This window comes from Micromonospora sp. IBSANI012 (assembly GCF_052814045.1).
Genome location: NZ_CP199933.1, coordinates 553641 through 576768, shown reverse-complemented (window position 1 = coordinate 576768; position 23128 = coordinate 553641). Strand labels below are relative to the sequence as shown.

The window sequence follows — 23128 nt, the reverse complement described above, 5'->3', positions numbered from 1 at the left end:
TCGCGACGCCGGGCGGGTGACGTGGCGGCAGCCACGGGCGGCAGGTAACGGCGGCGGGAAGCGACGCCGTAGGGAGCAGGAGGCGGCAGACGGCGCGAAGCGGGAAGCGACGCGGTAGGGAGCAGGAGGCGGCGCGATGGAGAGAGGCAAGCGGCGGACGGCGGGAAGCGGCGCCGTGGGAGCAGGAACTGGCGCTATGGGCAGCAGGAAGCGGCGCCGTGGGGAGCAGGAACTGCCGCGATGGGAAGCAGGAAGCGGCGGGCGGTGGGAAGCAGCGCGGCGGCGAGCAGGAAGCGGCGGGCAACCGGCGGCGGAGAGCGGGTGGGGTCACAGGGGGCGGGCGGGGTGGAGTGGGGGCGCGGGGGCGGGGCTACCGTGGGAGCGTGGCGCTCTCCCTGGCGATCTCGCCCTGCCCCAACGACACGTTCGTCTTCCACGCGCTGGTGCACGGCCGGGTGCCCGAGGCGCCGCCGGTCGAGGTGACCTACGCGGACGTGGACGTCACCAACACGGCCGCCGAGCGGGGCGCGTTCGACCTGGTCAAGGTGAGCTACGCGGCGCTGCCCTGGCTGCTGGACGACTACCACCTGCTGCCCTGCGGCGGGGCGCTCGGCCGCGGCTGCGGCCCGCTGGTGCTCACCCGCAGCGCAGCCGGCGACGAAGCAGCCGGCGACGGAGCGGCCGGGGCCGACCGGCCGGACCGGGCCGACCTGACCGGGGCCACGGTGGCGGTGCCCGGTGACCGGACCACCGCGTACCTGCTCTTCCGGCTCTGGTCGGCGGAGCGGCCGCCGGCGCGGATCGAGGTGGTGCCGTTCCACGAGATTATGCCGGCGGTGGCCGCCGGGAAGTACGACGCGGGGCTGGTCATCCACGAGGCGCGGTTCACGTACCACCGGCACGGGCTGACCGCGCTGGTGGACCTGGGCGAGTGGTGGGAGGGCGACACCGGCCTGCCGATCCCGCTCGGCGCGATCCTGGCCCGCAAGGGCGCCGTCGACCCGGTGGCGGCGGCCGGCTGGATCCGGGAGTCCGTCCGGCAGGCCTGGGCCGATCCGGCCGCCAGCCGGGACTACGTGCTCTCGCACGCGCAGGAGATGGAGCCCGACGTGGTGGACCGGCACATCGGCCTCTACGTCAACGAGTTCACCGCGGACCTGGGGGACGCGGGCTTCGCCGCCGTGGAGGCGCTGCTGGGCCGGGCCGCCGACGCCGGGCTGATCCCTCAGACCTCCGGCCCTCAGACCTCCGGCCCTCAGACCTCCAGCTCGCGCGCCACCGCGTGGACCAGCTGAGCGACCTTCTGCGCGGTCTTCTTGTCCGGGAACCGGCCCCGGCGCAGGTCCGGCTGGACCTTCGCCTCCAGCACCTTGATCATGTCTTCGACCAGGCCGTGCAGCTCCTCGGCCGGACGCCGGCGCAGCTCCGCCATCGACGGCGGCGCGTCCAGCAGCTTGACCCCCATCGCCTGGGCGCCCCGGCGGCTGTCCACCACGCTGAAGTCGACCCGCTGCCCACCCTTCAGGTCGGTGACACCCGCGGGTAGCGCGCCCTTGGGCAGAAACACGTCGCCACCCTCGTCACTGGTGACGAACCCGTATCCCTTGGCCGCGTCATACCACTTCACTCGACCCGTCGGCACCTGAGAACCCCTGCTTCGCTTGAGACGTCTACTGCTGCTCCAAGGCTAGCCCGATGATCCGGTCCAGCGCCGCCGGGAATCCGGTGAGATCATCCAACACCTGGTACGCCCCGGCGGCCCGCAGCTCGTCGGTGCTGCACGGCCCGGTGGCCACCCCGACGCCGGGCACCCCGGCCGCATCCGCCGCCACCATGTCCGCCATGTGGTCGCCGACGTAGAGGGTCGCGCCGTGCGCGCGCAGCGCGGTCGCCTTCTCCTCGGCGAAGAGGTCCCCGGCCACCTCGTCGACGCTCAGCCCGAGGTGCTCCAGGTGCAGTCCGGCCAGCCGGCCGAGTTTGGCGGTCACCACCATTACCCGGCCGCCGCGCGCGTGCACCGCCTCGACCGCCTCGCGCGCGCCCGGCATCGGGACGGTCGGGGTGATCGCGTACGCCGGGTACAGCTCGCGGTAGATCGTCACCGCCTCCTCCACCCGCTCGGGCGGGAACCAGTGCGCGATCTCGGTGCGCAACGGCGGCCCGAGCCGGGTAACCGCGAGGTCCGCGTCGACGGGTACGCCGGTCTGCGCGGTCAGCGCCCGGAAGCAGGCGGCGATGCCGGGGCGGGAGTCGACCAGGGTCATGTCGAGGTCAAAACCGACCATCAGTGGAAGCACCCCGAGAACGTACCCGCCCAACCCGGACCGAGCCGGACGTCCGAGGGGCGGGACGGCCCCGCAGCGGGCTAGCGTGGAACGACGATGACCACCTCACTCGCCGACCACCTGCGCGCCCTGCCGGACGAGTCGCTGGCCGCCCTGCTCCAGCTGCGGCCCGACCTCGTGGTGCCGGTGCCCGCCGACGTCTCCGCCCTCGCCATCCGGGCCGAGTCGCGGGTCTCCGTGGCCCGCGCGCTGGACGGGCTGGACCAGTTCACCCTGCAGATCCTCGACGCCGCCCGACTCACCCGGCACCCCGAGGAGGGCACCACCTCCACCGACGCCGTCCTCGCGATGGCCACCGCCGGGCCGCACCCGCCCGCCCCGACCACCGTCCGGGGCGCGGTGGACCGGCTGCGCGCGCGCTTCCTGCTGTACGGCCCGGAGCACGCCCTGCGCGTCGCGGGCAGCGTCGACGAGGTCTCCGCGTACCCGGCGGGGCTGGGGCGACCGGCGGCGGAGCTGGACGCGCGGACGGCGGCGCTCTGCGCGGACCCGGCGAAGCTACGGCGGACGCTGCTGGCCGCTCCGCCCTCGGCCCGGGCGATCCTGGACCGGCTCGCCGCCGGGCCGCCGGTGGGCAGCGTGCCGCCGGGCGCCCTCCAGGCGCCCCCGGTCGGCGCGGAGGACGACCTGCCGCCGGACGCCACCAACGGCGGCGCGCCCACCGGCTCGCCCATCCGCTGGCTGGTCGACGCCCGGCTGCTCGTGCCGGTCTCCGCCGGCACCGTGGAGCTGCCCCGCGAGGTGGGGCTGCTGCTGCGCCGGGACAGCGGCCCGCTGGGCCCGCTGCGCACCAGCCCGCCGTCGGTCACCGCGCCGCCGCGCGAACCGAAGGCCGTCGACTCCGCCGGGGCCGGGCAGACCATGGAGCTGGTACGCCACACCGAGGCGCTGCTGGAGAGCCTCGCCGCCGAGCCGGCCCCGGTGCTGCGCTCCGGCGGTGTCGGCGTCCGCGACCTGCGCCGGCTGGCCCGTGCCGTCGGGCTGGACGAGCCGGCCACCGCGCTGGTCTTCGAGGTGGCGTACGCGGCCGGGCTGGTCGGCGAGCTGGACCTGCCGGGAGCCACCACCAGCCGCTACGGCGCCGACCAGCAGGTGCTGCCCACCGGCGGGTACGAGGTGTGGCGGGCGATGTCCCTGGCCCACCGCTGGGAGCAGCTCGCCCGGGCCTGGCTCACGATGACCCGGCAGGTCGGGCTGGTCGGCCAGCGCGACGACCGGGACCGGCCGATCAGCGCGCTCTCCGCCGAGGCGGAACGGGCCGGCGCGCCGGCCGCCCGGCTGGCGGTGCTCGCGGTGCTGGCCGACCTGGAGCCGGCCACCGCACCCACCCCGGACGAGGTGCTGGAGCTGCTGGACTGGCGGGCCCCCCGGCGCAGCCGGGGCCGGGAGGCCGCGCACCGGGAGGTGCTGGCCGAGGCGGCCCAGTTGGGCGTCACCGGGCTCGGCGCGCTCACCTCGTACGGTCGGCTGCTGCTGGCCGACGTCACCGAGGCGGACGAGCGCGGCGACGACCCGCTCGGCCTGCGCTCGGACGCCGAGAGCGGCGACCCGTCGAGCGCCGTGCGGGCGCTGGACGCGCTGCTACCCGCCCCGGTCGACCACTTCCTGGTGCAGGCCGACCTGAGCGTGGTGGTACCCGGCCCGCCCGACCCGGCGCTCGCCGCCGAACTGGACGTGGTGGCCGAGCACGAGTCGGCCGGCGGGGCCAGCGTGCACCGGATTACGACGGCGAGCGTGCGCCGCGCCCTGGACGCCGGGTACACCGCCGACGACCTGCACGCCCTGTTCCGCCGCCGGTCGCGCACCCCGATCCCGCAGGGGTTGACGTACCTGGTGGACGACGTGGCCCGCAAGCACGGCGGGCTGCGCCTCGGCTCCGCCGGCGGGTACGTGCGCAGCGACGACGAGGCGCTGCTCGCCGAGGTGCTGGCCGACCGGCGGCTGGAGTCGATGGCGTTCCGCCGGCTGGCGCCGACGGTGCTGGTCACCCCGTACCAGGTGGGGCGGATGCTGATCGCGCTGCGCGACGCCGGGTACGCGCCGGTGCCGGAGGACACCAGCGGCGCGACGGTGCTGTCCCGGCCGAAGACCCGGCGGGCTCCCGCCCGGGCGTCGGTGAGCACCCGCGCGCTGGATCCGCTGGCCGCGCCGAAGCTGGCGATGCCCCGGCTGCTCGGCGTGGTGGAGCAGATCCGGCGGGGCGACGCGGCGGCGCGGGCGGCCCGGCGGGCCCCGGCAGTGGTGCGGGGCAGCGCGGCCCGGGTGGCCGCCGGCCCGATGCCGGCGCACAGCCACAGCGAGGCCCTGGCGGTGCTGCAACAGGCGGTACGGGACAAGGCGCTGGTCTGGGTCGGCTACGTCGACGCGCACGGGGCGACCGCGTCCCGACTGCTCCGGCCGGTCTCGATCGGCGCCGGTTACCTGCGCGCCGAGGACGACCGGACGGAGATGCTGCACACCTTCGCGCTGCACCGGATCACCGCGGCGGTGCGGGAGGACTGAGCGGTCAGTCAGCGCCGGCTGCGGCGCACGGTGCCGATCACGGAGACGGCGAGCAGCAGGGCGAACGCGGCCCCGGCGGTCTCACCGACCGAGGCGACGAAGCCCTGCCGCTGCACCAGCCAGCCGAAGAGGAACCAGCCGACGAGGGCGAGCGCGGCGGCGGCGTAGCCGACCAGCGTCGCCGTGGAGACCTCGTCGGCCGGCGACGGCTCGTCGTCGGTGGCCGTTTCCTGGTCGACGCTCATTGCCAGCCCTCCCCGCCCCGTCCGGCTCCCGCCCTCCAGGGTGGCATCCGGACGGTAACCCGCACAGGGGACAAAACCCTGAATCGCCGCCCCGGCAGGTGGACTGCCATGGGCGGCGATTCAGGTGCGGTTCGCGCCTCAGGTGCCGGGGCGGCGGCCGACCAGCGTCACGCGGGAACCGACCGCGCCGAGCTCCCACCAGCGGACCGCGTCGGTGTGCAGCAGGTTGACGCAGCCGTGCGAGCCGATCGAGGAGTTGTGCAGGTAGGTGGTGGTCTCGTGGAAGCCGATCCCGCCGTTGAAGCGCTGCCAGTAGGGCAGCCAGACGTCGTACGGGTCCGACCACTCCTTCAGCTTCCGAAGGTTGACCTTGTAGGTGCCCGCGGGGGTGGCGTAGCCGGACATGCCGGTGCGGGTCACCGTCGGCTTGGCCACCACCTTGCCGTCGCGCATCACCCAGGTGGTCTGCTTGGTCAGGTCCACGCAGAAGGTGGTGCCGGAGCCGGCGTTGCACCGGCTGGTGTCGGTGTTCGCCAGCCGCTTCGCCACGTCGTACGTGAGCGGGCCGGCCCGGCCGGCGGCCGGGCGGAGGTCGTACCGCTGCTGGAACTTCTTGATCGCGGCGCAGTCGGCGTCGGACTGCCGGCCGTCGACGCTGACCGTCCCGAACCCACCCAGCCGGGCGAGGTAGCCCTCCACCTCGCGCTGGTACTCCCCCTGCTCGCAGCGGGTCATGTTCTGCGGCGTCGGGTTGGCGATCCGGCGGCCGCTCTCCGGCTTCGGCGCGGTGGTGACGCGCGGCGTCGTCGCCGCGGCCTTCAGCTTCGGGGCCGGCGTGGTGGGCTGGGTCCGCTGGTCGGACGGCACGACGCCGCTCGCCCCCGTTACCTGTTCCGCATTGCCGACCGGGGCGAGCCCTCCTCCAGTGCCACCCGGATCGGCCTGCGGGTCGAGCGCGCACCCACCGGCGCCGACCAGCGTGACCACCGCCAGGGCGGCGATCCGGATGGTGAAACCTCTATGCCTCATTCAGCCCTCCCGAATCTGCCGTCCCATTGAGTTGACGTTCGGCCGTTGGGAATGGTTGCGTCGTTTGGGCATTTTTCTGGGCACCCCCGACCTCGTGCAACACTGGATGGTCGGCCTGCGGTGGGGTGTCCCTGCCGGTGACGGGTAGCCGACAAGCCCGGCCGAGGAGAGGACGCTGGCGTGAGCGGTGGACCACTGATCGTGCAGTCGGACAAGACCCTACTGCTGGAGATCGACCACCCCGACGCGCAGGCCTGCCGGATGGCGATCGCGCCGTTCGCCGAGCTGGAGCGCTCCCCGGAGCACGTGCACACCTACCGGCTCACCCCGCTGGGGCTCTGGAACGCCCGGGCCGCCGGCCACGACGCCGAGGCCGTGGTCGACGCGCTGATCAAGTACTCCCGCTACCCGGTGCCGCACGCGCTGCTGGTGGACGTGGCCGAGACCATGGACCGGTACGGCCGGCTCCAGCTCGCCAACGACCCGGCGCACGGCCTGGTGCTGCGGGCGCTGGACCGGCTGGTGCTGATCGAGGTCGCCAAGAGCAAGAAGCTCGCCGGCATGCTCGGCAACAAGGTCGACGACGACACCATCCAGGTGCACCCCTCCGAGCGCGGCCGGCTCAAGCAGGCGCTGCTCAAGCTGGGCTGGCCGGCGGAGGACCTGGCCGGGTACGTCGACGGCGAGGCGCACCCGATCGAGCTGGCCGAAGAGGGCAAGGACGGCCGCAAGCCGTGGACGCTGCGGTCGTACCAGCGGGAGGCGGTGGAGGCGTTCTGGGCCGGCGGGTCGGGCGTCGTCGTGCTCCCCTGCGGCGCGGGCAAGACGCTGGTCGGGGCGGCGGCGATGGCCGAGGCGAAGGCGACCACGCTGATCCTGGTCACCAACACCGTCGCCGGCCGGCAGTGGAAGCGGGAGCTGATCGCCCGCACCTCGCTGACCGAGGAGGAGATCGGCGAGTACTCCGGCGAGCGCAAGGAGATCCGCCCGGTCACCATCGCGACGTACCAGGTGCTCACCTCGCGGCGCGGCGGCGCGTTCACCCACCTGGACCTGTTCGGCGCCCGCGACTGGGGCCTGGTCGTCTACGACGAGGTCCACCTGCTGCCCGCGCCGATCTTCCGGTTCACCGCGGACCTCCAGGCCCGCCGCCGGCTGGGCCTGACCGCCACCCTGGTCCGCGAGGACGGCCGGGAGGGCGACGTGTTCAGCCTGATCGGCCCCAAGCGGTACGACGCGCCGTGGAAGGACATCGAGTCGCAGGGCTGGATCGCCCCGGCCCAGTGCACCGAGGTACGGGTGACGCTGACCGACGCCGAGCGGATGTCCTACGCGACGGCGGAGGCCGAGGAGCGCTACCGGATGGCGGCGACCGCCCGGACGAAGCTGCCGGTGGTGAAGGCGCTGGTCGACCGGCACCCGGACGAGCAGACCCTGGTGATCGGTGCGTACATCGACCAGCTGCACCAGCTCGGGGAGTACCTCGACGCGCCCATCATTCAAGGCTCGACCACCAACAAGGAGCGGGAGCGGCTCTTCGACGCGTTCCGCTCGGGTGAGCTGCGCACGCTGGTGATTTCGAAGGTGGGGAACTTCTCCATCGACCTGCCGGAGGCGGCGGTGGCGATCCAGGTGTCGGGGACGTTCGGGTCGCGGCAGGAGGAGGCGCAGCGGCTGGGGCGGGTGCTACGGCCGAAGGCCGACGGACGGCAGGCGCACTTCTACACCGTGGTGTCCCGGGACACGATCGATACCGAGTACGCGGCGCACCGGCAGCGCTTCCTGGCGGAGCAGGGGTACGCGTACACGATTGTGGACGCCGACGACGTCCTCGGTCCGAAGCTCCCCAGCGTGGACTGAGGGGCAGTATGCCGCCGAACCGGCGATCCGGTGACGCGCGCACCCTTGCATCCACGTCGGTTAGTCGTTGTCGCCCTGGGTATTCCCTTCTGTGGGCATCCCAGGACTGTCCGGGGCGCTGGTCGTGGCGGCTGCCGTCGCCGCGGGTTGGCTCGTCGGCTGGCTCATTGGCGTAGCCATCAAGAAGGTGGCGAGGGAGCCCTACCGGTCGTTGTTGATGCCGACCTATCGCGCCTGCCGCCTGCTGACAATTCTCGTCCTGGTACTCATTGCGCTGTACTTCACACTGCAATACACCGGCCTGCCCAATGATTGGTTGCCCCACGGCCGCAACGCGCTGCGCCTGTTCTTGGTCCTTGCACTCGCCTGGCTGGTGGCCAAGGCGCTGCGCGTCACCGAGGCGGGAACCCTGCTACACCTCCCCCTGCACAGCAAGGATCCGTCCATCCGACGCACCCGCAACGAGGTCCGGCTGCTCCGCAAGCTGGCCGGGGCCACCGTTGCAGTGCTGGCGATCGGGTGGGCCCTGACAACCTTCGACGCCCTGCGGGCCTTCGGCATATCCCTGCTGACGTCCGCCGCAGTCCTCGGTGTCATCGTCGGCCTCGCCGCCCGGAACACGCTCGGCAACGTCCTCGCCGGACTCCAGGTGGTTGTCGCCCACGCTATGCAGGAAGACGACGTCGTCGTGGTGAACAACGAGTGGGGCCGCATCGAGGAGGTAAACCTCACCCACGTCGTCATACGGATGTGGGATGAACGGCGGCTGACCCTGCCCACCACCTACTTCACCGAACGCCCTTTCCAAAACCTGACCCGACACGACGCCCGGGTGATCAGCGAAGTCACCCTGCAGTTGGACTTCACCGCCGATTTGAACGAGCTGCGCAGCGAGGCGCAACGCCTCTTGGAGGCGAACCCCCTGTGGGAACGCGACAACAAATGGCAACTACAGATGGTCGACGTAACACCGCAAACAGTCGCCGTCCAGCTACGCGCTTGGGCCGCAGACTCACCCGGCGCCTGGAACCTCGCCTGCGAAATGCGGGAGGCCCTCACCACGTACGTCCGGGACCGACACCCGCAGTGGCTCCCACGCACCCGAGGCGAGTACCACCCGTAATGCGCCCGCCCGGGACGGCCGCAGGCCGGATGCGGCAGCAGCGCCGAGCCCGCCGCCGGCTAGGTGTAATGCCCAGCAGCGTTGTTGACGCGGCTGATGGGTGGTTTGCCGCCGAGTGAGGTGTGGTTGCGATGGTAGTTGTAGGTGTGCAGCCAGGCTGGTAGGGCGTCAGCGCGTTGCTGGTTGCTGGTGAAGGGTTGGGCGTAGGCCCATTCGTCGCACAGGGTGCGGTTGAAGCGTTCGGCTTTGCCGTTGGTCTGTGGTCGGTAGCGGCGGGTGAAGCGGGCCTGGGCGCCGAGGTCGGTGAGGGCTTGGTGCCAGGCTCGGCCGCGGCGGTAGGCCAGGGCGTTGTCGGTCATGACGCGTTCGACGCGGGTGATGCCGTGGGTGGCGAAGTGGTCGGCGGCGCGGCGGAGGAAGCCGGCGCAGGTGTCGGTCTTCTCGTCGGGGTGGATCTCGGCGTAGGCGAGACGGGTGTGGTCGTCGATGGCGCAGTGCACGTAGTCGAAGCCGACACGGCTGGCGTTGCGGGCACGCCGGTGCTCCAGGCTGTCGCGACCCAAGACTCTCCAGCCGCCGCCGTCGCGAACCCGGCCAAGTTTCTTGACGTCGACGTGGATCAGCTCGCCGGGCCGGTCGCGCTCGTAGCGGCGGATGAGCTGACCGGTGGGCCGGTCGAGCCAGGCCAGGCGGTGTACACCGTGCCGCGTCAGGACGGCGTGCACGGTCGAGGCGGGCATCCCGAGCAACGGTCCGAGCCGGCGAGCCCCGAGTTTGCGTTCCTGGCGCAGCTGGCAGACCCGCGCCTCAATCTTTGGGGATGTCTTGTGGGGCTGGCGGTGAGCCCGGCTGGACCGGTCGGTCAGACCGGCGTCGCCCTCGGCCCGCCACCGCTGCAGCCACTTGTAGCCGGTGGCTCGGGAGCAGCCCAGTTCCTTCACGACGTGGGCCACCGGGCGGCCTTGGTCGACGACACGCGTGATGAGCAGCCGCCGGCCGTGGATGGTCAGCCGGGCATTACGGTGGGCCATGAGACCTCCGGGTTCGGTGTGGGCGTCAGCACCTCACACCTCGCCGGAGGTCTCGCCTGGTCTCAAGCCGCCACGCCGTCAACAACCCTCATGGGCACTACAGCTAGGGCTGACGGCCACGCTGGTCCGCGAGGACGGCCGGGAGGGCGACGTGTTCAGCCTGATCGGCCCCAAGCGGTACGACGCGCCGTGGAAGGACATCGAGTCGCAGGGCTGGATCGCCCCGGCCCAGTGCACCGAGGTACGGGTGACGCTGACCGACGCCGAGCGGATGTCCTACGCGACGGCGGAGGCCGAGGAGCGCTACCGGATGGCGGCGACCGCCCGGACGAAGCTGCCGGTGGTCAAGGCGCTGGTCGACCGGCACCCGGACGAGCAGACCCTGGTGATCGGCGCGTACATCGACCAGCTGCACCAGCTCGGGGAGTACCTCGACGCGCCCATCATTCAAGGCTCGACCACCAACAAGGAGCGGGAACGCCTCTTCGACGCGTTCCGCTCCGGCGAGCTGCGCACCCTGGTGATCTCCAAGGTCGGGAACTTCTCCATCGACCTGCCCGAGGCGGCGGTAGCGATCCAGGTGTCCGGGACGTTCGGGTCGCGGCAAGAGGAGGCGCAGCGGCTGGGGCGGGTGCTACGGCCGAAGGCCGACGGACGGCAGGCGCACTTCTACACGGTGGTGTCCCGGGACACGATCGACACGGAGTACGCGGCGCACCGGCAGCGGTTCCTGGCGGAGCAGGGGTACGCGTACACCATCATCGACGCGGATGACGTCCTCGGCCCGAAGCTCCCCAGCGTCGACTAAGGGACTTCGAACCCGGTCACGGGACAGACGCTGCCTGTGATCTTGTATCGAATTGACCTGAACTAGATCAAGGCGCTCCAAGCGGCGCGGGCCGGGGCGCGGCAACCGGCTTCTGCGGAGCCGCCGCCCTCGCGCCACAGCGCCGGGGCGGAAAGTCAGCCAGCCCGGAGCCCACGCCCCGCCCCCCGCGTCACCCCTGGGCCCACGGGGCAGAATCAGATTTCATGTCTAGCCGTAGTCGTGCAGACCGATGTGATCTACGACCAAGCGTCTGAGTTCTTGATCGATCGCGAAATAGATCCGGCCGCACTGGTCTGGGCTTTTTGCGTCATCCACCTTCACATGAGGTATCGCTGACAGGGTTTGAGTGACACGTTCGATCTCGATGGCTGGCGGGCTCAACCCTTTATCAGTTAGGGCGATCTCAATTCCATGCTCTGCCATGGAAAAGCCGGCGAGGCTGATCCCGAGATTCCCGTCGCGATTGTGGTATTCCTTAGCCACGAGCGAGAGCTTACGTATGTGCTCATACATTCTGGCGGGTCTCGGATACGGGTTGTTTTCGAGCATCGCACGAGCGCGGTCGGACAGGACGAAGTGTTTGCCCTCTAGGGCAAGTATTGCAACCTTAGCTTCCTTCCAGTTCGCCAAGTTCGGCAACGCATCCTCTGGCTGCGGCGATCGCGCGATCTCGCCGAGATGCATGAGAAGCTCTGCCGAGTGTTCGTCGTGGGAGTACTGGTGGGCAGCCGACCCTAACATGGAAGCATAGCCGCCTGGCCGAGCCGAAAGAAACGGCTGGATGAAAGAATCAGGGCTGGCAACGAAGTTCGCCCAGACCAAAAGAGCGTCGGGCGGATTCGACTGTAGATCATTAACGACAATGGCACGTGCCGATTCTGGATTTGGCCGAAGGTCTAGATTGATGCTATAAAGTCCAGCCGCGAACTTGAAATCTCTCTGCCAGCCTTCGGGTAGCAGCTTTCCCGACTTGGCTCCGCCTAGGAGTGCCGTTACCGTCTTCCACGGTTTTGACTTTGGGTCGGGCTTTGGTTCGTAGTGGGGCGCTGAATCGCTACAAAGACCGAGGACGTCGACGGCAAATTCGTGCACATCCTCCGTCCAGGACTGCACGAATCTAAGTATGAGTGTGCTTCCAAAGCCAAGTGCGTTCTCAGCGACAAGCAGCCGAGAAACACCGTAAACCAGGGTGGAACCCGAAGTACGCAGGCACGCCGCAAGACCGACTTCTCGAGGGTTGACGCGGCGCGACGAACCTTCGAGCGAAAAAGGCTCGAGTGTCTCCTGGCTGGGCTTTCGCAGCGGGATGACCATCACCGGATCGGCAATAAGCAATCCCCGCGCACTGGCAGACTCTTCCGCGCCTCGCCCGAAGATGGATTCCCCGAAATCGCCGACGGCAGATATGCCCGCAGGATCACCTGGTAGGACTAGCTTGCTCTCACCAGGGACTTGGATCTTCGCCTTCGGCCTGTAGCCAGGTGGCCACCCTTCAGCGGCTCGCTGTACGGGTATGTCGCGCACTCCGCTGATCACGTCCGACAGGGTTTTCACCGGCACTAATCCTCAAAGAGATACCCTACCGGAATCCGGAGCGTTTTGAGCTCCGACAGCGGCATTTGATCGATTGCCAAGTGTAACCTCGCGCGAAGCTCTGCGCCATCCCTAACTGATTGATCATGGCTAGATCCGTGGGTAGCGCTGGGGCCACGCCTCGCTTTCAGGAGCTTTAGGACATTTATGGCCGAAGGACGTTCCTCGATGCGGGCGGGAGTGTGCGGCGGCGCGACGGGTTGGCCGTCCTTGGTGGGCGGCTCCCGCCGCTCTATCTCGATCGACTCGTGGGGTGCGACCGAGTCGCGCCACTTTTCAACCTCCTGCCGCACCTTTTCCCCAAGGTCGCGGTGCCACCTTGCAAGCTGTGGAGGATTCGTTCGGAGAATATCGACGAAGAGCTTCAGCGGTTTCTCGCTGTCAAGCGCCGTCAGCAACAACGGCCGAAGTTCTGGGTCCGAGACCTGTTCCGCGTGCTCACGCATCCAGGCCAACTGCTTTGGCATCTCGACCGGATGGATCTCGATAAACGCTTCGGGCTCCTGCTGCAACCGCCGGCGGAGATGCAGGTACCGCTCCGGCTCGAAGGGCGCAGGTTCTCTGGGAATCATCTGCGCCTTGCCTGCTGTCTTGTCGTAGAACCTCAGCATCCGCAGGTCCCAGTCCACAAAGGCGCGCCATAGGTCTGGACGGATAAAATGGCTTGATTCTCTAGGCAGGTCCGCGTCAGCAACGCGGAGCACCGCAACGTCGCCGGGGCGACTAAGGTCCAAGTGAACATGGCCTTCCGTGGCCGCAGCCATCAGGAAGTCACGAAACCGCTTGAAGCCGACCAATTTCGGATCGAATCCGCCGTAGGTGCGACGCTTCATCTCAAGGCGAACTTCGCTCGCGGTTGGGGGACGGAAGCCATCCGTTGCGAGGCTTCCAACAGCATCGACCAACACGGCGAATGCCTCGGCTCGCAGCTTTGCTGCTGGGGCATTGGACTGATTGTCGTTTGCGCTAACGTCCTCTGTCACTACTACTCCCGTGGTGAGATAGGCCGGGACCCAAGTATGGATCCCGGCCTACGGCCTCTTCGGAAGTAGCGCCAGCGACAGCTGGTGGAGGACACCGCTTCCCCGCAGGGGCCTGATCTCGCATCCAGCTCGCCTACTGTGCGTCAGCGAGCCTGCGGCCACAGGCTGATCCACCACCCACGCTCCGTCGCCTGGTTCTTCCCCATATCCAGGAAACAGAGCCTTAGCACTCTCCTAGACGAAGGATGGCGCTAGATGGCTCACCCGTCAAGCGATCCCAGGCGTCTGACAGGTGATTTTGCTCATAGCGCACGTTTGCCTTGCGCGACGTTTCGTCAGCGCAGCCGCACCTAGCGTCAGGTGGCCGACGTCTGCTAGCGCCTACGCGCTGAGGTGGCTGCCCAAGGGGGCGCACTACTGCCGAGTCGCTACAAGCGTATCTGAAATGTCAAGTTCCACCCTTAGGTCGTCGGCTGACGCCTTTGGCCCCTTCGCCCGCGTCGGCGGGCAATCTCGCGGGAGCCTCGGGCGCAAGACCACGAGGACCGGCACGCCTTCGCCGATCTCCAGCTCACGCAGGTCAGCCGGGGTAGGCATCCGGGCAGAGGCGATGTCGTCTCTGAGTAAGGGTCACTGCCTCGGTCGGCTCAACTGGTGCGGACGAAGGCGCCACCCGGTGGTTCCACGACCACATTGCTCAGTCCGCGCTGGCTTCGATCATGTGGCCGTGCCGCGGGGTGAGTTCCGGGGCAGAGTAGACCAACGCCTCGGTGTCCCTAGCCCTCCTTCTGTCTGCTACCTCATCAAGCCGTCGAAGTAAATGGTCCGGACGCCGGCCAGCGCACTGCAGTGGGCCGGGGACGTAGTACAGCAGCGAAGTGCAGCAACCGTGGCAGCTTCACCATTACAAGGCGGACCTGGACACTCCTCGTGACCTCGGAATGCTCCGAATCTGACTGCCTCGCCGGCAGTTCGCATCGAGAGGGTGAGGGCTCGGCGAGGCAGCGAGAAGGCAGCAAGCCGGCTATCAGCAGTCGGCAACGCACGACGGCACCTAGCATGGCCGTCACCGCCAAGCGAAGAGGACGACATTCGCTGACAAAAGACGATGCGCCGTGCCGGCGTTCGGGACGAAGCGCGCGGCGGAAGTGCCACAGACGTGCGGCTCGGATCAGAACAGGACATGGACGGCGAGCGATGGGCTACCGAGATCATCGGGCACACGGCGGGCACAACTGACACCGACAAGGGCTGTCAACCGCTGTAAGGCAACGCAAGACCTTGCCCAGGTCAGCAGGCCGATCCGCCCGATTGCGTAAGATCAACGCACTCCCAGAGGGGTTCAGGGTTCAAGTCCCTGGGCCTCCGGGATCCGAGAACGAGCGGCCAGGGAAGCCCGAGGGCGAAGGCCGGGGTGCCCGTAACACAGCCCGAACCTCGCGGATCAAGACCGTCCTGGTTACTCAGCATGACCTCATCACCGTGTTCGAGGGGCATTACCTGCCGGATGCCTTCACCGCCGAGGTCGATCAAGCCGAACTGAAAGCAGCCCTTGCTATCCAGCCGGCAGTTGAGCGCCGGCTAGTCAGCCGCTGGTCTACTCCCGGTCACATACACTCCCTTGCCTTGGCGCCCTTCGACCAACCCCTCGGCCTGCAGGATCAGCAGAGCGGATCGGACCGGCTCGGCGGAGACTTTGTAGTGCGCGGACATCTCACGCAGCGAAGGCAGCTTCGCGCCGGGGCCGTACTCCCCAGACGCGATCTTGTCGCGGATGTCTTGGGCTATGCGCTGACGGTCTGAGATTCGGGGCATCGCAACTCCTGGTAGGCCCCAAGATCCTCCCACGCCAACACTCAGTCGGCCAAGACTTCGCCTGCTTAGCATGCTCGGTTCTTGCTCTTTGCATGCTTTGCATTGTATGTTCTCTCGCAGATGCCCGGCATTGGATCGCCTGGTAGGCAGCCGGCCTCCCGGTTGGGCATCCACCACCGCTGGCACGGCTGGCTTCCCTCGTCAGTCGTGCCAGCACCCTCAGCGATGAGTCCAGCAACCGACAAGCGGCCCTGCTGCCGTACCGCCGATCGAGGCTGCGGTGGCAGGGCGGGGCGGTCTCCGCCGACCGCAACCGGCGGAGGCCGCCCCCTCCACTTCGACGCGACCCGACGAAGGGCGGTCCCCCGTGCGCGACCTGATCCGTCGGCTGGTGAGCCGACGCGAGGAAAGACCACCGATGGCAGCAGCCAACCAGAGACAGCCCCTCCGGCCCTGGCAGATCCGTGAGCGGTGCTTCAACGTCCGCAGGCGCGGCCTCGATCCGGTCGAGATCCGCACCTTCCTGCACCGGGTGGCGGACGAACTCACCGCCGCGCAGACCGCTCTGGTCGCGGTGCAGGAGGAGAACGTACGGATCAAGAACGCGCTGCGCGCCTGGCAGAGCGCCCAGTCGGCGAACCACCGCTACCGATGAGCGACCGCTGGGTGATCCACCTGCCGGTCACCGCACCTGACCTGCTCCGGGCCCGGATCTTCGCCCGGACCGCCGCCCGGGTGCTGGCCCGGCTCAGCGCCCGCGTCGAGCCGGGCGGGGTGACCGTCTCGGCCGAGGACCAGCAGGGCGTACGCCATTGGGTCTTCTGCGACCGACGGCTGCCCGGCGGCGGGCGGTGTGTGCTGCCGGTCGATCACACCGCGCCCTGCTCGCGGCGCGCGCCCTGGCTCAACCGGCGGTGAAGACGGCCGGGAACGGGCAGGTGGGCGCGGCCCGGCCCGCAACAGGAAAAGGGTTGGCGGGCCGCTGAGTGCGGCCCGCCAACCCGTGGCAAGGCTAAATTACCCGAGGCCGCCGGCCCGGAACGCGACCCAAGCGTCGCTCATCCGGTCCGCCTGTCCGGCGGTGAACATGTCCATGCAGGAGTCCTGCGTGTAGTCCATGAAGTTGTGGATCGGGTCCAGGCCGGGTGCGGTGCAGGTGTCCGCGCCCACCGGGCAGTTGAACTGCGGGTGCGCTTCACGCGGGGTGTCCGCGACGTAGTCGCCGGAAGCGGAGCACCCGTGCGCGAAGGTGTGCTCCAGCATCAGCCAGTGCCCCACCTCGTGCGTCAGCGTGTCACCGAGGGCGTACTTGCCCGCCGTGCCGCCGGGCATCGACTCGTCGAGCATCACCACGCCGTCGATGTAGTCGCGGCCGTTGTTGTAGCCCTTCGGGAAGTACGCCCAGCCGAGCAGCCCGCCGCCGATGTCGGCCGCGTACACGTTCAGGGTGCGGGAGTCGCCGGTGTACAGCGCCTTCTTCATGTCGCGCTCGTTCTTGCCCGGCACGACCGTGTACCAGTCGCTGTTCACGGTCCAGGTCGTGTCGACGAGGTCGAACCGGAACGGCGTGTCGGCGGCGTTCGCGGCAGTGCTGCCGGCAAACGAGTCGTTGAGCACCTTCATCTGGTTGGCGATCAGGGTGTTCCACCTGGTCGTCTCGGCCGCGCTGAGCGAGTGGTCGGAGACCATGTGGAAGACCGTGGGCACGGTGACGCTGCCGTTGGCCAGCCGCGGCGAATCCTTGATCACGCCGTAGGCGTTCGCCTCGTTCTTCGAGTACAGCTCCGGCTCCTTGGCGGTGGCGCCCTCCGCCACCCGGGCCACGCTGTGCGCCTCAGCTCCGGGCGCACAGGCCGCGGCACCTGGGGAGGTGGTCGCGGGCGCTGCCGAGGCAACCGCCCCGGAAGCCCCGCCGGCCCCCAGGAAGGTGGCGGCGGTGGCGGTCAGGACCGCCAGTTGGAAAGCCGATCTTCTTCTGCGCATCGTTGCCCTTTCACATACGGGGGATGAGCCACGTCAGCGGCAGGGACGAGGGTCACCGGGATACGGGACCGACATCGTCGTTCCGACATAACAACACGTCAGCGGTGTTAACAACAGAGCAGGAGCAGGACGATTGCCGGATCGCAAGGAAAGCCGGCGACACTCCCGCCGCGGTCGGTGGGTCCCCGGCTCGCCCGCGGCGGCCTACGGTCGACGAATGATCCTCTCCGACTTCGCGGGGTCCTGGGCCGGCACCAACGGCTTCCGGCTGATGCCCGATCATCCGCTCGCCAAGTTTCCCGCCACGGTGACCGTGACGACGGCCGCCGCCGGACACCTGACCTCGGTTGCCTACTCCTGGGAGCACCCGGACGACGGACCGCAGGACGGCCTGCTCGTCATCGGCTCAGCCGGCGAGGATGGCTCGCTCGTGGCTGTATGGGGCGACTCCTGGCATCAGAAGCCGGTGCCGATGTCACTGCCCGGAGGATCAGGAGCGGGCGGGACATTCGAGTTCGAGGGCGACTACGGCGGCGGTTGGGGCTGGCGGATCGTGTTCGACGCCGCCGACACCGCGACCCTGCGGATGCGGATGGACAACGTGATTCCCGCCGACCAGGCCACGGCCGGAACGCCCGCCGGGCCGTACCCGGTGATGGTCATGGACGTACGCCGCGCCTGACCAGGCTCGACCGAGCGAGGTGACGGGCTCAGAGCACGTGAGTGACCCGTTGGGCGGCGAGCCGGTCGGCGTCCAGGTTGCTGTGGATGACCACGGACGCGCCGACCGACAGCGGGGCGAGCAGCCACTTCAGCGGTTGCTCGTGCTCGCCCGCGTCGACCAGAAGGGTGTCACCGGCCCGCAGGCCGAGCTGGGCGGCGACCTCGTGCGCCAGCGCGCCCCACGCGCCGTAGCTGGTGCCGTCCGGGGTGGCCGGGTCGGCGGGATGGATGGCGCGGTGGTCGGGCGGAATGGCCGGGTGCTGGAGCACCTCGGCCGACCAGTCCAGCCAGCCCACCGGCACGTCGGTCAGCGGCCCCGGCCCGGTGCCGACCAGGTAGCGGTGCGTCCCCTCGGGCACGTCCTCCAGCCAGTCGTCCAGCCGTTCCGGGGTCACGAACACCGCGTCGTACGGCAGGTCACCGCCCGGCTCGAGCACCGGCAGCCCGGCGGTGGCCCGCGGCCGGAACGACACCGCCAGCCCGACCGACCAGGCGCCGAGCAGCACCGCCGCGGTACGCCAGTGCGGCGGCAGCAGCACCGCCACCCGGCTGCCCGGGTCCAGCCCGCAGCCGTCGCGCAGCAGCCCGGCGCAGCGGGCCGCCCAGCCGCCGAGCTGCGCGGCGGTCAGCTGGGTGCGCTCCCCGGTCGCGTCGTCGTGGTAGGTCAACAGCGGCTGGTCAACGTCGTTGACCTCACCACCCAGCCTGGAGACCGCACCCGTCGCGCCCATCGGACACCCCCTCGGCCTGGCTCGGACCACCCCACCCTATCGACCGGCGCCGGCGTCCCGCCGCGCCATGGCTGGTCAGTTCGGCATCGCGTACGGGCCGTCCCAGGCCGCGCCGCCCTCCGCCCACGAAACCCACCGCTCCGGGCCGTTCACGAAGACGTCGAGCTGCGTGGTGGTCTGGAACGCGGCGGCAGGTTGGGTTCCGGGCGGCGCGTGTCCCGGGCGGGTGATGGCGACGGGACCGGCCCAGACGCCCGTGCCGACAACCCACGACACGTTGAGCGCGCCGTCGTTGCCGACGAAGAACACGTCCAGTTGGTCCGCCGTCTGCCAGCTGGCGACCAGACCGGCGCCGGGGGGCGCGACATTCGGCGGGCTGATCCCGACCGGACCGGCCCAGTTGCCCCCACCCACCACCCACGACACGTACAACTTGCCGTCGTTGCCGATGAAGAACACATCCAGCTGTTCTCTCGTCTGCTTGCCGAAGGCGAGCCTCGCGCCGGGAGGCGCTATGCCGGCCGGGCTGATCCCGACCGGACCCTCCCAGGCACCCGTACCCACCACCCACGACACGTGCAGCCCGCCGTCGTGACCGACGAAGAGCACGCTCAACAGATTCGGCGCCTGCTGCGTGGCGATCAGACCCGCTCCCGGCGGCGCTACTCCCTCCGGGGAAACCCGAAGGGGTCCCTGCCACGCCTCCTCCCCGTCGATCACCCAGGCGACATAGAGTCCGCCGTCCCTACCGATGAAGAACACGTCCAGCTGGTTGGACCGTTGGCGGGCCGCGGCCACGTTCGCGCCCGGTGGAGCGAGGCTGAAGTCGCCGATCCGCTCAGGGTGCATCCACGCTTCCAGGCCGATTGCCGACGTGACGTAGAGCGCGCCGTCATGTCCGATGAAGAAGACGTCCAGTCGGGCGGTGTACCCGACCGCGTCGGTGCCCGCATCACCGTCGGGGTACACGCCCAGGGGAATCAACCCACGTCCGGCGGCCGCCACCGCAGCCCCTGCCGGCGCCATGTGCGGCGGGGTGATCCGAACCGGGGCGTTCCAGGCTCCCGGGTCCACTATCCAGCCCACGTACAGCCCCCCGTCGTTTCCGATGAAGAAGACATCAAGCTGGGTTCCCCCGGAGTGCACGCCCTGAAAGGCGACGGCCACCGGGGCGCCGGGCGGTGCTGGATTCATGCCCTGGATCCTTTGGCTGATGAGGGCGCGCGACCCCGACACGGGTCGGACACGGACCGATCTGAACGACAAACCCCAGGTCAGGCCCGACGCTACCGAAAAGCCGGTGAGCAGGAGCGGGGAATTCCGCGACGGCGTTGAGCTCAGACCGGCAGCTCTGGACCGCCGTCGAGCAGCGGGGCGAGCAGGTCCCCGGACTTCTCCACCCGCTTGAGCACCTCGGTCGCCGTGTACGGCTTCGTCGCCGGCCGCTTCCCGGCCGCCCCGGCCTCGACCTCGTCCCAGGTCAGCGGCGTCGACGCCGACGGCACCGACTGGGCCCGCAGCGAGTACGGCGCCACCGTCGTCTTCGCCGCGTTGTTCTGGCTCCAGTCGATGAAGACCTTCCCCGGCCGCAGGTTCTTCGCCATCTTCGACACGATCAGCTTGGGATGCGCCCGCTCCAACTCCTGCGCGATCCGCCGGGCGTACGCCGACACCTCGTCGGCGTCCTGCGTACCGGCGATCGGGCAGCAGAGCTGCATGCCCTTCTTCCCCGACGTCTTCGGGTACGACTCGATGCCGTCGTCGGCCAGCCGGTCCCGCATCAGCAGCGCCACCTGGCAGCACTGCCGTAGCGCCGCCGGCGCACCCGGGTCCAGGTCGACGACCATCATGTCCGGGTGCTCGCCGACCTTCCACTGCGGCGTGTGCAGCTCCAGCGCGGCGAGGTTGGCCAGCCAGACCAGGGTGGGCAGGTCGTCGGCGACCACGTAGTCGATGGTCTCCCGGCCCTTGCTCGACCCCGGGGCGGGCAGCGTCTCGGTGCGTACCCAGTCGGGGGTCGCGGCCGGGGCGTTCTTCTCGAAGAACGAGCCGCCGGTGACCCCGTTGGGGAAGCGGATCCGGGTCAGCGCGCGGTCGGCCAGGTGCGGCAGCAGCACCGGGGCGATCCGGGTGTAGTAGTCGATCACCTCACCCTTGGTGAACCCGGCCTCGGGATAGAGCACCTTGTCCAGGTTGGACAGCTCCAGCGTCCGCCCCTCGACCTCCACCCGGAACCGCTCAGCCGGCATCCTCGACCTCCTCCGGTGGCTTGTCCGGCCGCAGCCGCAGCACCCGGGGGAACCGCAGCCGCCCGTCGGGCGTGCGCTGGCCGTACTTGACCTCCACCACGACCCGGGGTGTTACCCAGATCGCGCCCCGGACATCCTCACGCGGCACGTCGCCGGCGAACGGCGACTCCGCCCCGCGCAGCGGCTCCAGCTCGCGCAGCAGCTCCCGCTCCAGCGCCGCGCCGATCCCGCCGCCGACCCGGCCCCGGTAGGTGAGCCGCCCGTCCGGCCGGGGCACCCCCACCAGCAGCCCGCCGATCTTCCGCGCGCCGGGCCGCCAGCCGCCGACCACGAAGTCGCCGGTCACCTCCAGCTTGACCTTCACCCAGTCGGGCGAGCGCACGCCGGCCCGGTAGACCGAGTCGACCCGCTTGGCCATCACCCCCTCGAGCCCGTGCTCGCCGGCCGCCTCGTAGGTGGCCGCGCCGTCGGCGAAGAACGGGGGCACCGCCCACCGGGCCGCGCCGAGCCCGAGCGCCTCCAGGGCCGCCCGCCGCTCCCGGTAGGAGCGTCCGGTCAGGTCCTCGCCGCGCAGCCGGAGCAGGTCGAAGATCATGTACGTCACCGGGGCCGCCGCCGCGAGCCGGGCCGCCTTCGCCGGGTCCCGGACGTGCATCCGCTCGGCCAGCGCGGTGAACGAGGGCTGCCCGGTCTGGTTGAGCAGCACCACCTCGCCGTCGAGCAGCGCGTCGTCGACCTGCTCGGCCAGCGTGATCAACTCGGGGTACGCGGCGGTGATCTCCACGCCGCTGCGGGCGTACATGTGCTGCCGGCCGCCAGTGGTGTCGGCCAGCGCCCGAACCCCGTCCCACTTGAACTCGTACGCCCAGCCGTCATTCACCGGGAGCGGCCCGGTCATCGCGAGCATCGGCTTCAGCGGCGCGCCGGGCACCTTTCGACTGTAGTTGCACAGCGAAGAGCGTGCGCCCCGTTCGATCGTTTGGGATCCTTGGGCAGAACCGGGGAGAGGAGCGCGGCATGCGGGCGATCTGGAAGGGGGCCGTGTCCTTCGGGCTGGTGTCGATCGGCGTGAAGCTCTACTCGGCCACCGAGGAGAAGGACATCCGCTTCCACCAGGTGCACCGGGCCGACGGCGGCCGGATCCGCTACAAGCGCACCTGCCAGGTCTGCGGCGAGGAGGTCACCTACGACGACATCGCCAAGGGCTACGACCTCGGCGGCGGCGAGATGGTGATCCTGACCGACGAGGACTTCGCGGAACTGCCGCTGACCAGCTCGCGCGCGATCGACGTGCTGGAGTTCGTCCCCGCCGAGCAGGTCGACCCGATCCTCTACAACAAGGCGTACTTCCTGGAGCCGGAGGGCTCGGCGACCAAGCCGTACGTGCTGCTGCGGGACGCGCTCGCCGACTCGGAGCGGGTGGCGATCGTCAAGGTGGCGCTGCGCCAGCGCGAACAGCTGGCCACCCTGCGGGTCCGCGAGGGCGTGCTGCTGCTCAACACGATGCTCTGGCCCGACGAGGTGCGTACCCCCGACTTCGGCTTCCTGGACGAGGACCTCAAGGTCCGTCCCCCGGAGCTGGCGATGGCCAGCTCACTGATCGACTCGATGGCCGGCACGTTCGAGCCGGACGCCTTCACCGACGACTACCGGGCGGCGTTGCAGGAGGTCATCGACGCCAAGGTCGAGGGGCGGGAGGTGGTGCAGCCGGAGGAGGAAGAGGCCGCGCCCGCTGCCGCGGTGGACCTGATGGCCGCGCTGAAGGCCTCCGTCGAGCGGGCCCGGTCCGCCCGGGGCGAGCAGCCAGCCGCTGGCGCGGGTGAGCCGACGCCGATCTCGTCGGCCCGTTCCGCGCAGCAGGCGGCGAAGGCGGCGAAGAAGGCGGCCCCGGCGAAGAAGACGGCGGAGAAGAAGGCCGCCGCGAAGAAGGCGGAGCCGGCGAAGAAGGCCGCCGCGAAGAAGACCGCGGAGAAGAAGGCGGCCAAGGCGCCGGCGAACAAGGCGGCCGCGAAGAAGGCCGCGCCCCGTAAGACCGCCTGAGCTGCGATGAGATCCTGGCCGGTCGTGTGAGCCGCGACCTGCCGCCC

21 protein-coding genes and 1 pseudogene are annotated in these 23128 nt (G+C 69.9%); 9 read left to right on the top strand and 13 right to left on the bottom strand.

Going from position 1 to position 23128, the window contains the following annotated elements:
• The first annotated feature begins 383 nt into the window (after nucleotides 1-383).
• On the top strand, nucleotides 384-1295 hold the full coding sequence (locus tag ACTWM8_RS02795; protein ID WP_446212424.1) for a 1,4-dihydroxy-6-naphthoate synthase: 912 nt from the start codon (nucleotides 384-386) through the stop codon (nucleotides 1293-1295).
• Here ACTWM8_RS02795 and ACTWM8_RS02790 read toward each other — a convergent pair.
• Nucleotides 1256-1642, bottom strand: a complete 387-nt coding sequence (locus ACTWM8_RS02790; RefSeq protein ID WP_088959176.1) for a cold-shock protein — start codon at nucleotides 1640-1642, stop codon at nucleotides 1256-1258. The genes ACTWM8_RS02795 and ACTWM8_RS02790 overlap by 40 nt on opposite strands.
• Nucleotides 1643-1670: 28 nt before the next feature.
• The gene (locus tag ACTWM8_RS02785) at nucleotides 1671-2297 is read right to left on the bottom strand and encodes an HAD family hydrolase (protein ID WP_446212423.1); all 627 of its coding nucleotides are present in this window, start codon (nucleotides 2295-2297) and stop codon (nucleotides 1671-1673) included.
• A gap of 84 nt (nucleotides 2298-2381) precedes the next feature.
• Here ACTWM8_RS02785 and ACTWM8_RS02780 point away from each other — a divergent pair, with 84 nt between their 5' ends.
• Entirely contained in the window at nucleotides 2382-4847 is a 2466-nt protein-coding gene (locus tag ACTWM8_RS02780) for a helicase-associated domain-containing protein (RefSeq protein ID WP_446212422.1), read from the top strand.
• A gap of 8 nt (nucleotides 4848-4855) precedes the next feature.
• On the opposite strand, the gene ACTWM8_RS02775 is transcribed toward ACTWM8_RS02780, so the two are convergent.
• Together ACTWM8_RS02775 and ACTWM8_RS02770 are read right to left on the bottom strand one after the other, a co-directional pair.
• A complete protein-coding gene (locus ACTWM8_RS02775; RefSeq protein WP_446212421.1) occupies nucleotides 4856-5092 on the bottom strand; it encodes a hypothetical protein in 237 nt (78 codons plus the stop codon).
• 138 nt (nucleotides 5093-5230) lie between these two features.
• Nucleotides 5231-6121 (bottom strand): L,D-transpeptidase family protein, encoded by an 891-nt coding sequence (locus tag ACTWM8_RS02770; RefSeq protein WP_446212420.1) that lies wholly within the window; start codon nucleotides 6119-6121, stop codon nucleotides 5231-5233.
• A 180-nt stretch (nucleotides 6122-6301) separates the two neighbouring features.
• On the opposite strand from ACTWM8_RS02770, the gene ACTWM8_RS02765 reads away from it, so the two are divergent.
• Both ACTWM8_RS02765 and ACTWM8_RS02760 read left to right on the top strand, forming a co-directional pair.
• Nucleotides 6302-7981, top strand: coding sequence for a DNA repair helicase XPB (locus ACTWM8_RS02765; protein ID WP_446212419.1), 1680 nt, complete (start codon nucleotides 6302-6304; stop codon nucleotides 7979-7981).
• Nucleotides 7982-8105: 124 nt separating this feature from the next.
• A complete protein-coding gene (locus ACTWM8_RS02760; protein WP_446212418.1) occupies nucleotides 8106-9104 on the top strand; it encodes a mechanosensitive ion channel family protein in 999 nt (332 codons plus the stop codon).
• Between the two features lie 59 nt (nucleotides 9105-9163).
• On the opposite strand, the gene ACTWM8_RS02755 is transcribed toward ACTWM8_RS02760, so the two are convergent.
• Entirely contained in the window at nucleotides 9164-10135 is a 972-nt protein-coding gene (locus ACTWM8_RS02755) for an IS481 family transposase (RefSeq protein ID WP_446212417.1), read from the bottom strand.
• Between the two features lie 103 nt (nucleotides 10136-10238).
• On the opposite strand from ACTWM8_RS02755, the pseudogene ACTWM8_RS02750 reads away from it, so the two are divergent.
• Nucleotides 10239-10943: pseudogene (locus ACTWM8_RS02750) on the top strand (helicase-related protein); the annotation flags it as partial.
• 228 nt (nucleotides 10944-11171) lie between these two features.
• Here the strand turns inward: ACTWM8_RS02750 and ACTWM8_RS02745 are convergent.
• The 3 genes from ACTWM8_RS02745 to ACTWM8_RS02735 form a co-directional block, all read right to left on the bottom strand.
• A complete protein-coding gene (locus ACTWM8_RS02745; RefSeq protein WP_446212416.1) occupies nucleotides 11172-12518 on the bottom strand; it encodes a hypothetical protein in 1347 nt (448 codons plus the stop codon).
• A gap of 5 nt (nucleotides 12519-12523) precedes the next feature.
• Complete coding sequence (locus ACTWM8_RS02740) at nucleotides 12524-13540, bottom strand: UPF0158 family protein (RefSeq protein WP_446212415.1); 1017 nt, start codon at nucleotides 13538-13540, stop codon at nucleotides 12524-12526.
• Nucleotides 13541-15121: 1581 nt separating this feature from the next.
• Nucleotides 15122-15355 carry a winged helix-turn-helix domain-containing protein gene (locus ACTWM8_RS02735; protein ID WP_446212414.1) on the bottom strand — a complete coding sequence of 78 codons (234 nt, stop codon included), beginning with the start codon at nucleotides 15353-15355 and terminating at the stop codon, nucleotides 15122-15124.
• A 418-nt stretch (nucleotides 15356-15773) separates the two neighbouring features.
• Here ACTWM8_RS02735 and ACTWM8_RS02730 point away from each other — a divergent pair, with 418 nt between their 5' ends.
• Both ACTWM8_RS02730 and ACTWM8_RS02725 read left to right on the top strand, forming a co-directional pair.
• On the top strand, nucleotides 15774-16010 hold the full coding sequence (locus ACTWM8_RS02730) for a DivIVA domain-containing protein (RefSeq protein ID WP_377605044.1): 237 nt from the start codon (nucleotides 15774-15776) through the stop codon (nucleotides 16008-16010).
• On the top strand, nucleotides 16007-16273 hold the full coding sequence (locus tag ACTWM8_RS02725) for a hypothetical protein (RefSeq protein WP_446212413.1): 267 nt from the start codon (nucleotides 16007-16009) through the stop codon (nucleotides 16271-16273). The genes ACTWM8_RS02730 and ACTWM8_RS02725 overlap by 4 nt, the downstream gene beginning before the upstream one ends.
• Nucleotides 16274-16372: 99 nt before the next feature.
• Here the strand turns inward: ACTWM8_RS02725 and ACTWM8_RS02720 are convergent, their stop codons facing one another.
• A complete protein-coding gene (locus ACTWM8_RS02720; RefSeq protein ID WP_446212412.1) occupies nucleotides 16373-17170 on the bottom strand; it encodes a zinc metalloprotease in 798 nt (265 codons plus the stop codon).
• Nucleotides 17171-17555: 385 nt separating this feature from the next.
• On the opposite strand from ACTWM8_RS02720, the gene ACTWM8_RS02715 reads away from it, so the two are divergent.
• Nucleotides 17556-18020, top strand: a complete 465-nt coding sequence (locus ACTWM8_RS02715; RefSeq protein ID WP_446212411.1) for a hypothetical protein — start codon at nucleotides 17556-17558, stop codon at nucleotides 18018-18020.
• 28 nt (nucleotides 18021-18048) lie between these two features.
• Here ACTWM8_RS02715 and ACTWM8_RS02710 read toward each other — a convergent pair whose 3' ends face one another.
• The 4 genes from ACTWM8_RS02710 to ligD (ACTWM8_RS02695) all read right to left on the bottom strand — a co-directional run bounded on the left by ACTWM8_RS02710 (nucleotide 18049) and on the right by ligD (ACTWM8_RS02695) (nucleotide 21972).
• Nucleotides 18049-18792 (bottom strand): TIGR03089 family protein, encoded by a 744-nt coding sequence (locus ACTWM8_RS02710; protein WP_446212410.1) that lies wholly within the window; start codon nucleotides 18790-18792, stop codon nucleotides 18049-18051.
• A gap of 75 nt (nucleotides 18793-18867) precedes the next feature.
• The gene (locus ACTWM8_RS02705) at nucleotides 18868-19986 is read right to left on the bottom strand and encodes a hypothetical protein (protein ID WP_446212409.1); all 1119 of its coding nucleotides are present in this window, start codon (nucleotides 19984-19986) and stop codon (nucleotides 18868-18870) included.
• A 143-nt stretch (nucleotides 19987-20129) separates the two neighbouring features.
• Nucleotides 20130-21041, bottom strand: coding sequence for a non-homologous end-joining DNA ligase (gene ligD / locus ACTWM8_RS02700; RefSeq protein WP_446212408.1), 912 nt, complete (start codon nucleotides 21039-21041; stop codon nucleotides 20130-20132).
• Complete coding sequence (gene ligD, locus ACTWM8_RS02695; protein WP_446212407.1) at nucleotides 21031-21972, bottom strand: non-homologous end-joining DNA ligase; 942 nt, start codon at nucleotides 21970-21972, stop codon at nucleotides 21031-21033. The genes ligD (ACTWM8_RS02700) and ligD (ACTWM8_RS02695) overlap by 11 nt, the downstream gene beginning before the upstream one ends.
• An 86-nt stretch (nucleotides 21973-22058) precedes the next feature.
• On the opposite strand from ligD (ACTWM8_RS02695), the gene ku reads away from it, so the two are divergent.
• Nucleotides 22059-23081: a non-homologous end joining protein Ku gene (gene ku / locus ACTWM8_RS02690; protein WP_446212406.1), complete on the top strand. Its 1023-nt coding sequence runs from the start codon at nucleotides 22059-22061 to the stop codon at nucleotides 23079-23081.
• Nucleotides 23082-23128: the final 47 nt, after the last annotated feature.

Bases quoted from the DNA above. Each gene is read 5' to 3' on its own strand.
- ACTWM8_RS02755 (WP_446212417.1), bottom strand. From the start codon at position 10,135: ATGGCCCACCGTAATGCCCGGCTGACCATCCACGGCCGGCGGCTGCTC.
- ACTWM8_RS02735 (WP_446212414.1), bottom strand. From the start codon at position 15,355: ATGCCCCGAATCTCAGACCGTCAGCGCATAGCCCAAGACATCCGCGAC.
- ACTWM8_RS02725 (WP_446212413.1), top strand. From the start codon at position 16,007: ATGAGCGACCGCTGGGTGATCCACCTGCCGGTCACCGCACCTGACCTG.
- ACTWM8_RS02770 (WP_446212420.1), bottom strand. From the start codon at position 6,121: ATGAGGCATAGAGGTTTCACCATCCGGATCGCCGCCCTGGCGGTGGTC.
- ACTWM8_RS02730 (WP_377605044.1), top strand. From the start codon at position 15,774: ATGGCAGCAGCCAACCAGAGACAGCCCCTCCGGCCCTGGCAGATCCGT.
- ACTWM8_RS02710 (WP_446212410.1), bottom strand. From the start codon at position 18,792: ATGGGCGCGACGGGTGCGGTCTCCAGGCTGGGTGGTGAGGTCAACGAC.
- ACTWM8_RS02775 (WP_446212421.1), bottom strand. From the start codon at position 5,092: ATGAGCGTCGACCAGGAAACGGCCACCGACGACGAGCCGTCGCCGGCC.
- ACTWM8_RS02715 (WP_446212411.1), top strand. From the start codon at position 17,556: ATGATCCTCTCCGACTTCGCGGGGTCCTGGGCCGGCACCAACGGCTTC.
- ACTWM8_RS02705 (WP_446212409.1), bottom strand. From the start codon at position 19,986: ATGAATCCAGCACCGCCCGGCGCCCCGGTGGCCGTCGCCTTTCAGGGC.
- ACTWM8_RS02780 (WP_446212422.1), top strand. From the start codon at position 2,382: ATGACCACCTCACTCGCCGACCACCTGCGCGCCCTGCCGGACGAGTCG.
- ligD (WP_446212408.1), bottom strand. From the start codon at position 21,041: ATGCCGGCTGAGCGGTTCCGGGTGGAGGTCGAGGGGCGGACGCTGGAG.
- ku (WP_446212406.1), top strand. From the start codon at position 22,059: ATGCGGGCGATCTGGAAGGGGGCCGTGTCCTTCGGGCTGGTGTCGATC.